This window comes from Psychrobacter sp. HII-4, from assembly GCF_904846595.1.
GTDB lineage: Bacteria > Pseudomonadota > Gammaproteobacteria > Pseudomonadales > Moraxellaceae > Psychrobacter > Psychrobacter celer.
The window spans coordinates 37,354-49,876 of sequence record NZ_CAJHBJ010000011.1 but is presented as its reverse complement, the minus strand read 5'-3'; the positions used below and the strand labels follow the sequence as shown (position 1 = coordinate 49,876).

Annotated in this window: 8 protein-coding genes; 4 read left to right on the top strand and 4 right to left on the bottom strand. The window is 47.2% G+C overall.

Annotation, left to right across the window (positions count from 1 at the left end):
* Positions 1-7 precede the first annotated feature (7 nt).
* Together secD and yajC are read right to left on the bottom strand one after the other, a co-directional pair.
* Entirely contained in the window at positions 8-1,885 is a 1,878-nt protein-coding gene (gene secD / locus JMX98_RS07340) for a protein translocase subunit SecD (protein WP_201585632.1), read from the bottom strand.
* 381 nt (positions 1,886-2,266) lie between these two features.
* Positions 2,267-2,596, bottom strand: coding sequence for a preprotein translocase subunit YajC (gene yajC, locus JMX98_RS07335; protein ID WP_075102080.1), 330 nt, complete (start codon positions 2,594-2,596; stop codon positions 2,267-2,269).
* Positions 2,597-3,451: 855 nt separating this feature from the next.
* Here yajC and JMX98_RS07330 point away from each other — a divergent pair.
* The 3 genes from JMX98_RS07330 to JMX98_RS07320 all read left to right on the top strand — a co-directional run bounded on the left by JMX98_RS07330 (position 3,452) and on the right by JMX98_RS07320 (position 9,214).
* Positions 3,452-4,732: a CNNM domain-containing protein gene (locus JMX98_RS07330; protein ID WP_227680081.1), complete on the top strand. Its 1,281-nt coding sequence runs from the start codon at positions 3,452-3,454 to the stop codon at positions 4,730-4,732.
* A gap of 722 nt (positions 4,733-5,454) precedes the next feature.
* Positions 5,455-5,949: a hypothetical protein gene (locus JMX98_RS07325; RefSeq protein WP_201585606.1), complete on the top strand. Its 495-nt coding sequence runs from the start codon at positions 5,455-5,457 to the stop codon at positions 5,947-5,949.
* A 271-nt stretch (positions 5,950-6,220) separates the two neighbouring features.
* Complete coding sequence (locus JMX98_RS07320) at positions 6,221-9,214, top strand: LysM peptidoglycan-binding domain-containing protein (RefSeq protein WP_201585605.1); 2,994 nt, start codon at positions 6,221-6,223, stop codon at positions 9,212-9,214.
* 76 nt (positions 9,215-9,290) lie between these two features.
* Here JMX98_RS07320 and JMX98_RS07315 read toward each other — a convergent pair whose 3' ends face one another.
* Positions 9,291-10,499, bottom strand: a complete 1,209-nt coding sequence (locus JMX98_RS07315; RefSeq protein WP_201585604.1) for a transglycosylase SLT domain-containing protein — start codon at positions 10,497-10,499, stop codon at positions 9,291-9,293.
* 782 nt (positions 10,500-11,281) lie between these two features.
* Between JMX98_RS07315 and JMX98_RS07310 the strand changes: the two genes are divergently transcribed.
* Positions 11,282-11,449, top strand: coding sequence for a hypothetical protein (locus JMX98_RS07310; RefSeq protein WP_201585602.1), 168 nt, complete (start codon positions 11,282-11,284; stop codon positions 11,447-11,449).
* A gap of 94 nt (positions 11,450-11,543) precedes the next feature.
* Here JMX98_RS07310 and JMX98_RS07305 read toward each other — a convergent pair whose 3' ends face one another.
* Positions 11,544-12,374: a Nif3-like dinuclear metal center hexameric protein gene (locus JMX98_RS07305; protein WP_201585600.1), complete on the bottom strand. Its 831-nt coding sequence runs from the start codon at positions 12,372-12,374 to the stop codon at positions 11,544-11,546.
* Positions 12,375-12,523: the final 149 nt, after the last annotated feature.

Below are 12,523 nucleotides of genomic sequence, written 5' to 3'. Positions count from 1 at the left end.
TGTTCTCCTAACCGATGCTCAAACGTTTGATAGATTTACGCTTACCATAAGCAATTTGTACCAACGCACGTGTCACCATGATGGCGGTAAATAGTGAGCTGACAATACCGATAGCTAACGTAATTGCAAAGCCTTTGATCGGGCCTGTACCGATGGCAAACAAGATAAACGCCACCAACAATGTGGTGAGGTTGGCATCAAAAATACTACTAAAGGCGCGATCAAATCCTGCCACAATAGCGGATTTTGGCCGTACGCCGTTGGCCAGCTCTTCGCGTATGCGCTCAAAAATCAGGACGTTGGCATCGACCGCCATACCGATGGTCAAAACGATACCTGCAATGCCTGGTAGGGTAAGCGATGAGCCTAAAATCGACATAATAGCGATGATAATAATGACGTTTACCGCTAGAGCCACGTTGGCGATGACACCAAAAAGGCGATAAAAAACAATCATAAAGGCAAAGACCAGCAAATAACCGACCTGCGTCGAAAATAAGCCTTTTTCGATGTTTTCTTGACCGAGTGATGGGCCAATGGTGCGCTCTTCGACGAAATACATCGGGGCTGCTAAAGCACCTGAGCGTAGTAACAGTGCCAGTTCAGCTGCTTCAGCACTACTATCTAGGCCCGTGATGCGGAAAGATGAGCCAAGTACTGCTTGAATATTGGCGCGGTTGATGACCTTTGCCTCAGCGTAAGGCGTGCGTACTTCGACGGTCTCGCCAGTCTCTGGGTCTTCTTCATAGGTGATTCTTTGTTTGTTTTCGATAAACAAAACCGCCATCTGTTTGCCAACAGCAGTACGGGTGGCATTTTGCATTAGCTTACCACCAGCACTGTCTAGCGTGATGCTCACTTCTGGCGAGCCGTTTTCGTCGACGCCTGTCTGTGCATTGGTGACTTTATCACCTGTGACGATGGCTTGACGCTCTAGCAGTACTGGAGGGCCATCGAGCGTCTCAAAGGGAAAAGCCTCAGTGCCTGCTGGTGGAATGCCGCCTGTGTAGGTGTCAGCGTCTTCAGCGACCATGCGAAACTCAAGGTTTGCCGTACGTCCAAGGACACGTTTGGCCTCGGCTGTGTCCTGTACGCCAGGTAGCTCTACCACGATACGGCTAGCGCCTTGTGACTGTACGAGGGCTTCAGTCACGCCCAGCTCTGCAATACGATTACGTAGGGTCGTGAGGTTTTGATTGACCGCGTAGCTTTTGATCTCATCGAGGGTGGCGTCATTGTATGCCAAGATTAGCGCTGGGCCTTGCTCATCAATCGAAGACTGCAAATTAAAGGTATTGCCCATTGAGCCTTGTAGGATGTTTTGAGCACGGTTACGCGCGTCCGTATCAGCAAAATGCAGTACGATGCTTTGGTTTTCAGTTTTGATGCCCTTGACCGCCACTCGTTCAGCACGTAGCTCACGGCGCATATCACGGCTCGCACTACTTAAGCGCTGCTCGAGAGCTTTATCCATATCGACTTCGAGGACAAAGCGCACACCGCCGCGCAAATCCAGACCAAGTTTCATCGGTTTTGCGCCGATGCTACGTAGCCACTCTGGCGTGGTCTGTGCTAAGTTGAGTGCCACGACATAGTCCTCGCCCAGATTTTGACGCAATACTTCTTGCGCCTTGAGCTGATCGACTGAGTTTTTTAGGCGTACCAGCGCACTGTTGCCCTCAAACGTACCATCATGACTGTCCAGACCTGCCTCAGTAAGGAGTCTTTGTGACTCGGTCAAAATATCTTCAGACAGCTGGGTACCTGCGGCAGCACTGGTAATCTGTACGGCAGGTTCGTCAGGGTAGAGGTTGGGGGCAGCATACAGACCGGCAATGATAAGCACGACGGCGATGAGTAAGTATTTCCAAGCGGGATATTGCATAATCACTTCTTTAGGTTGATAAACGACTGGCGACGTAGGCCCCAAGTTAGCAGATGGGAAGTTAGCGATAGCAATGGTCGAGTGCCGTATTTGGCAGTCGTTGTCATGTACCATTGCGATCATCCGCGATGATAATAAAGCATAAAACAATAAAGCAAATAATACAGATGACGCTTTGCGCCGTCATCCAAAATATCTGTTATCGAAAGATTATCGATAACATAAAGCTGACAACTTATCGCCGTCTTTGGCATTATAAAATGCATGGTTTTGCTACTTTATAGCGAAAAATGACCGTAGACAAGGTACGGTCATTTTTTAGGCACGTACGTATTTCTCAGTGCGACGAGCGCACGATCATAAATATAGCACGGCTGATAATTATACGCTCTCGATAGTGCCAGCAGGCAATACTGAGATGACAGAAGCGCGCTGTATCTTCACATCTGTGTTGTTGTTCAAGCTGACGACAGCATAGTCGCCCTCGATGTCTTTGATACGACCCATCAGACCACCGGCAAAGATAATCTCATTGCCGACACTAAGCGCATTGACCATAGCACGATGCTCTTTGGTACGCTTAGACTGCGGGCGAATGACCAAAAAATAAAAAATCGCAAAAAAAGCGACAGGCAATAAGATCTGGCCAAATATTGACGCAGCGCCTGCAGTTTCTGGGGCCGCATGGGCGGCTTGGATAAATAGCAACATAATTTACTCTCAGTAAGTCATAGACAATAATAAAATTAGACGCATAGTAACAAAAAATCCCAGACTTGGTAACTGTTAATCATAAGCTGGGTGTGTTTTCTCTGGTATATCGGGCGATTGATCGCATCAAATGCTAGCCAAAAACCCGTATGACGAAACGTAAAACCTCGGGGATAAACGGCGTACGTAAAAAATCGCACTTAAAAAGCGCGGCTTATTGTGAAATATTATCATCAATGCTACTATCAAATGGCAATAATTGCCGCCACACGATACCCAGAGGGTAGGGCTGGTAAGCTGTCCTTATAAAATGTCACGCGCAGCAGCCAGATGTTGGTTGTTGACTGACTGGGTTATTAGTTGCCTATAAGACAAGCTGTTAGGCAAGGTGGTGGGCATCGATGAGTGCCTGTTTATCGAGTATTAACCAGTTTTTATCATCAGTTGCCGTAAAACCACCCACTTCAGGGGGTGGATATAAGGCGACAAAGTTGCTACAGTCAATCAGCCATTAAATTAAACCATCTACAAAAAACAGCTAAGACAAGTATAAATTGCGAGTACGCAGTGTCTTAACTGGTAGATGGTGTTCCACACACACTCTCAAACTAGCTCGTGTCAACAGACAATCTTAACGGTAGGGTTAGTTTGAAATAAGAATCTTAGATGCAAGGTGTGAATTGCAAGGCGGTAGCCACCTCTAAGATTTGCGGTCGGGCTTGACCGTCTAGTTGTAGGAATCCCCTCACTTTAGGGAGGGGAGGAAGTCAAGCGGTAGATGCCCGGCGGCGCGTACCCATGATATTATCTTTTTCTTCTTTTCTGTTTAGGTTACCTAACTTGTCCACCTCTTTTATGTTTGTACCTCGTTTAAGTCGTCCGCGGGCTTGTCGTCAAGATGAGTCAGCAGAACCTCCCCCAAAGATGTGTCGTCCCGCTGGTTTTGGTCGGCCGTTACTCGCGATGCTGCCGTTTCCTGCCATCTTGCTACTACCGCAGCTGGCTTGGGCGGCTGACGCGGCGGCTGCACCAACAGCGCTGAATGTGATGCTGCTGATATTTTTTGTCGTACTGGCCATTGGCGTGTCTTTTGCATGTTCGTTGGCCGAGTCTGTTTTGCTGAGTATGACGCCGTCGTTTATCGCGGACGTACAAGAAAGCAACCCCAAAAAAGCGGAAATGCTTAAAAGCCTAAAAGTTGATAATATCGATCAGTCGCTGGCCGCTATTTTGACATTAAACACAGTGGCGCACACGCTTGGCTCTATCGGCGCTGGTGCCCAAGCAACTATCGTCTTTGGTAGTGCTTGGTTTGGACTGTTTTCGGCGATTATGACGCTGGCGATTTTGTTTTTGTCTGAAATCATTCCCAAGACTTTGGGTACGCTGTATTGGCGTCAGCTTAGCGGTCTGGTTGCTTATTTTGTCCGCGGTATTATCTTACTGCTGTATCCACTGATTTGGATATCAGAGCGCCTCACCAAACTTCTGGTGCGCGGTAAAGAGCCGCAAACCTTTAGCCGTCGTGAGTTTGCCGCTTTGGCCAGCATCGGTGAAGAGTCAGGTCAGATAGACCCGCTAGAGTCGCGCATTATCCGTAACTTGCTGGCCTTTGGCGCTATCAAGGTTGAGGATATCATGACGCCGCGCTCAGTGATGCTCGCTTTTGAAGAAAATAAAACCGTGGCTGAGCTGCTAGTGGATCGCCCTAAGCTGACGTTTTCGCGTTTGCCGATTTATGATGGTGATTTGGACAATATTACCGGTTTTGTGCTAAAGACAGATATGCTGTTGGCCAAAGTCAACCATGCCATGCACAAGCCGTTGACCCAGTTTAAACGAGAGATCACCTTTGTATTCTCAAAGATGAAGCTGTTTGACTTGCTAGAGCTGATGCTAAAAAACCGTGTCCACATTGCCATTACTGTGGGTGAGTATGGTGAGGTCAAAGGCTTGGTGACGTTGGAGGATGTGTTTGAAACCTTGCTCGGGCTGGAAATTGTCGATGAGATAGACCGCGTCGAGGACATGCAAGCGCTGGCACGGCAAATGATGGACAGACGCGTAGAGCGGCTCGGGATGAAGCTCAGTGATGATGAACAGTCTGAAGATAATGGCTCAGAAACCAAGTCATAACGCTAAGCGTGACTGATTACACTGCTCTGAGTTTCCGTCACTATCAAGCCTTACTGTGATAATCAGTGAGGCTTGATATGACGGTATACTTCAAGATAGTCTATCGTTATCATCAGTTGCCGTAAAACCACCCACTTCAGGGGGTGGATATAAGGCGACAAAGTTGCTACAGTCAATCAGCCATTAAATTAAACCATCTACAATAAACAGCTAAGACAAGTATAAATTGCGAGTACGCAATGTCTTAACTGGTAGATGGTGTTCCACACACACTCTCAAACTAGCTCGTGTCAACAGACAATCTTAACGGTAGGGTTAGTTTGAAATAAGAATCTTAGATGCAAGGTGTGAATTGCAAGGCGGTAGCCACCTCTAAGATTTGCGGTCGGGCTTGACCGTCTAGTTGTAGGAATCCCCTCACTTTAGGGAGGGGAGGAAGTCAAAGATGTTCGCAATAATTACACAGGGTGTCACATGGCTGTGAGAATTGAATGATAGTCTCACACTATGATACGAGTCTGCCGTGATTGGACTAAAAAAATTACCAAAATGGCTCGTAAAGTCAATATTAAGGCGTCAATACCTATACTCAGTATAGGTGGCCTATTTAGTCAAACGATAAATGCGCTTGTGGTCTCTACGTCAATACATAGATAAATATAAAATGTATGATAAATATAAAATGTATGACCATAACGCCGATAATATCGCTAAGGATTATCATGAAACGAGTATGGGGAAACGGGCTTTTGGCTCTGATGATAAAAAGTACCAGTGTGGCTGCTATCGTTGCTGCTGCAAGCACCATCACGATCAATGCGCAGGCGGCGACCATGACCGAAGCGCTAGTAAAAAACTACGTCGCTGCCATGAAGTCATCAGCGAACAGCCAGAACATCAACCAAGTTGCACGTTTGGTCTCTGATGATGCGCTGATTTCTTTATCTAGAAAAGGAAAATCAACCAGTCTGGACAAAGAAGCTTATCTAAAACTGCTACAAAACAGCTGGAACGACACCTCCAATTATCGCTACGATATCTCTGTCAATAACATCGTCATCACAGGCGGACAGGCCAAAGCCAATGTGATCACCAATGAAAGCTGGGTAAAAGATGGTCAGCAGGTCTCGTTTGTCACCACCTCGCGGGTGACCTTGACGCTCTCGACGGGCAATGCTGTCTTATTGCGTGCGGTCTCACAAGTGACTATTAATTAAGAGTATTTCATTAAAAGTATCTGATTAAGAGTAGCTAATTAAGACCATTAATCATTAAGATGGTGAATAAATACAGCTCATCCATGATATATAACCATTCCTTATAAGGTTTTGTTTATATATATGCTTATATTCATAAAAGTCACAAAAAAGAGCGACCGTAACTTTTGCTTAAGGTCTTTACATCAGACCGGTCTTTGCTTTACATTGCAGACTATACTATCAAGCAACTTATCTCATTACTTCTTGTCGTTAGGAAACCTCCAATATCATGTCTACTGTGCTCTCAAACTCTCGCTCATTTATTGCGTTACCATTGACGCTTGCGGTATCGACGTTACTCATCAGTGCTTGTAGCAATACCTCGCCGGTAAAAAACAAAGGCGCGACCAATACCTCGGCGACGGTTACCAAGCGTGCTGGTAAGCAAGCAGCAAAATCTGCCACCACGGATTACTCTACCGCTTATCTTGATGCTGAAAGCTTAGACGAGTTAGCGGATTTGTTAGAAGCGACAGACATGACCATGGTAGAAGGCAACAAACTTGCCATTCAGCAATACGGTGATTTGTGGAATCGTTTGCGTGCCGGCTACCGTATGAACGGCGGACAGCCAATTTATAACCAGCGTATCGAAGCACAAAAAAGCTGGTTTACCAGTCGACAAGAGTATCTAAACCGTTTGACTGCGCGTGCCAGTCGTTATATTTATCACACAGTGCGAGAAGCAGAGCGCCGTAATATCCCAACCGAGCTGGCGCTATTGCCTGTGATCGAAAGCTCTTATGACCCAAGTGGGACCAGTAGTGCCGCAGCAGCTGGCTTATGGCAGTTTATTCCTAGTACGGGTCGTATTTATGGGTTAAATCAAAGCAGCACTTATGATGGTCGCCGTGACGTCATTGAGTCGACGCGCGCTGCCTATGACTTTCTGACCGCATTGCACAACCAGTTTGGTAGTTGGGAGCTGGCGTTAGCCGCTTATAATGCAGGGCCCGGTCGTGTGCAAAATGCCATCGATGCTAATGCGGCTCGTGGTCTGCCCACGGATTACTGGTCACTTAGACTGCCCACCGAAACCATGAACTACGTGCCACGCTTTTTAGCAGTGGCCGAAATCGTTGCCAAGCCTGAGCAGTACGGTGTCTATCTACCAGCTATCGCCAACCGTCAGCATTTTCGCAGTGTGCCTGTCAATTATGGTGTCAGTTTATCGGAAGTATCACAAATCACAGGCGTCAGTTATGATGAGCTCGAAAGACTCAATACCGCGCTCACCTCAGGGCGTGTCGATGCCTCAGGCCCACAGCGGGTGATTATCCCTAATGATGTGAGCCTCAACCTAGACGCCAAGCTCAGCTCGCTGCGTGGTAATGGCATGGGTAATGTGTTGACTGCCAGTAATAACAGCACCACCACTAGCAGCTCAAGCTCATCAAGCTATAACAGTAAGCCTTATACCAGTTCTGCTTTGCCATCTACTGGCAGCGCATTGGCAGACTATGCCGCTAGCGCCAGTGTGCCGCAGCAGACGACGAGCTATATCTCGCCTACAACGACACAGACGAGCAGCTCGGTCTATAGCAACACCGCCGCTGTACATACTGAGCCGCCGTTGACCACCGCCGAGACCAATAAAATCAATGCTGAGCTAAAAAGCAGCAACAGCCTACCGACCACGTCTGCAAAAATCACTCAAAACAATACCATCGTTCAAGAGCCGCCTTTGAGCAAAGAAGAACGTGACTTTATTGCCAAGCAGATACGCAGTAGCACGCCTGAGACCAATGTCATCAACGCTGATGGCAACATCAACTTATCGGCGGTGCAGACGCAGCAGTCTATCTTGGAGGCGACAGGCGATGAAAAAAAACTGAGCTTTGCAAAAACGCCAGTCAGCAAGCCAAAGCCACAAGGCACACGTAGTACTTATACGGTAAAACGTGGTGATACGCTGTCCAATATTGCCAGTCGAGCTGGCGTGAGCTGGCGCGATATCGCCGAATGGAACCAAATAGATGCCAGCGCCAAGCTATTATCTGGTACCACTTTATATCTATATAATGCCAAAACTATCGAGCCGCTTAGCGCTGCCAGTAATCCAGCTGCCAATCAACCCGAAAGCTATGTTGTGCAAGGTGGCGACACGCTTATTGGTACCGCCAATCGTTTTGGCTTATCAGTGACACAGCTTGCCAGCTATAATAATCTTAGCAGCCGTGCTGATCTGCTTCGAGGACAAAAGCTCTGGCTGGTACCTGGCAAAGTGAAAGAACCTGCTACAACACCAGCGGCGCCCTCTACCAGATCAAAAAAATCAAGCACTGCAACCAAAAACTACAAGGTCAAACCGGGTGATGGTCTGATCGCTTTGGCGCGTCAGTTCAATGTGCCGACCGCTACTTTGGCCAGTCTCAACGGCCTTAACAGCACAGACTCTCTATATGTCGGGCAAACCTTAAAAGTACCTGCCAGCGCAGACATAGACGCGGCCTCTCGTACTAGCAGCAGTAGAACGCAGAGTGGTGCAAGCTCAGTGGCAACCACCAGTTATAAGGTAAAATCAGGTGAGACTTTAATTGGTATTGCCAACAGTATCGGCGTCAGTCCAGCAGAGCTGGCAGCGGTAAACAGTAACTTTGATGCCAAAGCTCGCCTGCAACGTGGTCAAACAATTAAAGTGCCTGCGCCCAAAGATATCGTCGATCGTCAGCTAAATGATAAAGCGGTCAGTTATAAGGTCAAATCCGGTGATACCCTAACGGGCGTGGCAAGACGTTACAATATCGGTCTGAGTGACTTGGCTGCCGCCAATAACCTAAAGACCAACTCAAACTTGATACTAGGCCGTACCATTACGATTCCTGCTAGCGGTAGCCCAGTGGGCTCTCGTGCCAGCAGGCAAAGCAGCAATGCGACGAGCAATACCTCAGCCAGTACAGTCAGCAGTGGCAAAAAGCTGGGCAATACCGAAAACTACAAGGTCAAGTCAGGCGATGGCTTGATTGCGCTTGCTAGAGAGTTTGGTGTATCGGTAGAAGATCTGGCGGCGACCAATGATTTGGCAACCAATGCCCAACTGCAACGCGGACAGACGCTAAAAGTACCAAAAGCAACCGTCAGCTATACCGTAGGCTCAGGAGATAGTCTCATCGGGCTGGCGCGTAAATACGGAGTATCGACCCAAGAGCTGGCAGATATGAATAATATCGCAGCCGACACCATGCTACAGCGTGGTCAGCGTCTGACGGTACCCAATCGTTAATAGCGTATATGGTCATCACACAAAAAAGCGGCTCTTATCATAAGAGCCGCTTTTGCGTTTTTTGAGTGTCATGTCATTAGACAGTTTGCGTCTTAATGGTTTCAAGATAGCTTCTGATATTGCTGACATAGTGCATCGCTTGACCATAGCGGCTGTTAGAGGCTCTGTGTTCTGCGAGATAGGCATAGACGTTGGCCCAGCTCTTATCATCGATGCCTTGCGTGCGCAGTTTACGCTGGATGCTTTTGACCGCATTTGGACCCATATTGTATCCTGCTAGTGCAAACCAAATTCGATCAGACTTTGGCACATCAGCGAACTCATCTTTCATTTGTTCTAAATAACGCGCGCCGCCGCCGATGCTTTGATACGGGTCCACACGGTCTGATACGCCCATCGCTTTGGCAGTATTGTTGGTAAGCATCATCAGGCCGCGTACGCCGGTGGGCGAGACCGCATTGGCATCCAGATGTGACTCTTGATAGCCCATCGCAACCAACAGCTCCCAATCATGATTGTAGTTACGTGCTTGCTCCTCAAAAGACGACTGATAATCAGGCAGCCTCTCTGTCAGTGTTTTTTTAAAGTGATCTTGACTATAAGCGTCTTTTAGTAGGGTTTGATTATAAAACGCGGCCAGCTTTTGGGTGTTTTTTAGCTTAATACTATCGCACAAAAAATAACTGGCTTTTTGTGACAATGGATCATCAGGGGCATTAAACGACCAGCTGACCTTTGGATGCAGGCCGTTTTTGGTCAAACTGGCATCATAGCCGCAGCTGACGTTGATAGAGGACAAATTTAGCTGGCTTTTTAGTTGAGTACTGGCGGTGGTCAATGCCATGTCCGCCTCACCAGATTTTAGAGCATGTAAGGCTGCTTCTTCGCTGGCGTAGGCTTTTAGGTCGATATCGACACCGAGCTCGTCAGCATAAGTACGTACCAAGTCAAACCCAAAACCATGCTGAAACCCATCGGTCGCAAAATACGTACTATCTCCTGGGACAGCAGCGACGGTCAAGGTGTTGTCTAGCATCACATGGTCATAGGCCGGTACGCTTGCCTGCATCGTCGTTAGGCTCTCAGCAGGTAGCGAGAGCAGGGCGATACTAGACACTTGCGCCAGTTTTTTGGTCTTGGCAAACCGATTTGAAGTAGTAGGGGTAACGGATGAAACGATGTTACTTTTGGTGTTTGGTAGGCGCTTAGATGGACGCAGCAGATAGGAAATACGGCGTTTGGCCCCTTGCGCTGATACTTTCACACGATAAGTAATACGCTGCATGGATGTCTCCTGATTTTAGCCATCCTACTTACCGTAAATGCTCGCTTGTGTATGCCAATAGCACATATACCGAGGTTGCATTTCAACTGAAGGACACGGTTAAATAACTGTCGTGTGCGCTCAGTTTGTTTATTAAAAAGTCGTGCCGCGTATGAGTTTTCTATAAACACGTGCAGCGCTGTCACAGCCAAGTATCTATTGTCAAAAAAAGCTTATCAAAAAAGCCATGCCTGCAAAAAACAGACGCAAAAACCCCAGAAGGCGATAAATCAGATGATTCCTTCATCGACAATAGATAAGACTGAACGTAACGACTCCCTAACAAACACAGGTAAGGTCATGATTAAATTATTGAAACAAGCACGTAGATACCTGTATCAAAGCGGCGCCAAACCATGCGTCTCAATGATAAGGTCAATACACTACGCTAATATCAGCAGCGGCTTACTCTTTATATCGTTTAGGGTAGAGTAAGCAGCCGATCATATTTTCTGTTCAGCGATACAGGGTTATTCGTTTTTATCCAGTCATAACACCGACTGACAAAAAACATCAAACCACCATCGCAACACTAAGATAGTAATGCGCCGTTAAAGCCGCGCGCCCTCTCACTATAGAAAATAAGTATATAGATAATAAGCCGTGCGTAAATCTCGTAAAACTTAAGTCTCGTAAAACTTAAGTCATAGATAAAGATAAATAGTAACGCTAAATGGCTGTCTATTATCTATTTGTTATCTATCTTGGTGCCATAACCGGAAGCTGTAATAATGGGAAGTTTCATGACAAAACGTTCTTTGTTACAGGTAGTAATATGCGGTTACTGGTTTTATTATTCAAGTAGAGTTAAGAAATTAGCGATAAAACTTAACAATTTGCTTATAAACGGTCAAATTTGGCTGTATTATGAAGTAGAAGCTAAAAAACGACTAGGTTTTATCGTTAGATAACCGTCAAATAACCATCACTGATGTATCGAATTTTCAATATCGTAAACCAAAAGTATTGGTGTTAAGCTTTACTTGTGCTGGGTTGATGCCGACTCTAAGCGGGGTTATCGATATCGATAAAGCGCACAGACAGACCAAATTTTTGAGCGACGATGTCTCCGAGGGCTTGAATCCCTGCGCGCTCTGTCGCGTGATGGCCACATGCAAAGTAATCAATCCCAAGCTCACGGGCGCTATGGGTCGTGCGCTCTGATATCTCGCCTGAGATATAAGCATCACAGCCCATGGCTGCGGCTTGCTCGATCATATCTTGCGCGCCGCCAGTACAGATGCCGATACGTTTTAACAGTTTTGGGGCTGCTGTATCTGCGGCTTCATCTGCCAAATACTGATAATGACCTGAGATATGTAGCGGTATGCGTCCTAGAGCTTGCGTGATGGTCTGAGTTAGGCTTTCAGCGCTTTGCGGCGGGCACGTGGCAATATTGCCGACGGGATGCGACTCATAAGGGTATAGCGCCTCTGTGATGGTCAGCCCTAACATCTCGGCGAGCTTGGCGTTATTACCGATTTTTGGATGAGCATCGAGCGGCAAGTGGTAGCCAATCAGCGAGATTCCGTGTTGCATCAATTTACGAATACGCTGGCCTTTCATGCCAGTGATGGTCATCGGTTCGCCTTTCCAAAAATACCCATGATGGACCATAATCGCATCGGCGTCCTCGGCGATGGCAGCATCGATGAGTGCCTCGCAAGCCGTCACCCCAGTCACGATGCGTCTGATAGGCCGGCCGCCATCGACTTGTAGGCCGTTTGGCGCATAGTCTTTAAATGCGCTGGCAGACAGATAGTCATCACAAAACTCAGTCAGCGCTTGGGCAGTAATCGTCCTATCGGCAGAGGGCGGGGTATCGTGAGCGGTCATGGTGGTTCCTTGTCGTTATTTGCGTTATTTGATTGGCCAGTGAGGCAAATAATCTGCATTTTAGCATGACAGTGCCAAAGAGTAGACAAGGCCAATAACTGAAATGGTACACGATGCGTTACTATTCGGTAGAATGGGCAGTTATAATT

What these genes read in the sequence shown, in the direction of transcription:
- JMX98_RS07310 (WP_201585602.1), top strand. Translation starts at nt 11,282, where the DNA reads ATGACAAAACGTTCTTTGTTACAGGTAGTAATATGCGGTTACTGGTTT.
- JMX98_RS07325 (WP_201585606.1), top strand. Translation starts at nt 5,455, where the DNA reads ATGAAACGAGTATGGGGAAACGGGCTTTTGGCTCTGATGATAAAAAGT.
- JMX98_RS07320 (WP_201585605.1), top strand. Translation starts at nt 6,221, where the DNA reads ATGTCTACTGTGCTCTCAAACTCTCGCTCATTTATTGCGTTACCATTG.
- secD (WP_201585632.1), bottom strand. Translation starts at nt 1,885, where the DNA reads ATGCAATATCCCGCTTGGAAATACTTACTCATCGCCGTCGTGCTTATC.
- JMX98_RS07330 (WP_227680081.1), top strand. Translation starts at nt 3,452, where the DNA reads ATGTTTGTACCTCGTTTAAGTCGTCCGCGGGCTTGTCGTCAAGATGAG.
- JMX98_RS07315 (WP_201585604.1), bottom strand. Translation starts at nt 10,499, where the DNA reads ATGCAGCGTATTACTTATCGTGTGAAAGTATCAGCGCAAGGGGCCAAA.
- JMX98_RS07305 (WP_201585600.1), bottom strand. Translation starts at nt 12,374, where the DNA reads ATGACCGCTCACGATACCCCGCCCTCTGCCGATAGGACGATTACTGCC.
- yajC (WP_075102080.1), bottom strand. Translation starts at nt 2,596, where the DNA reads ATGTTGCTATTTATCCAAGCCGCCCATGCGGCCCCAGAAACTGCAGGC.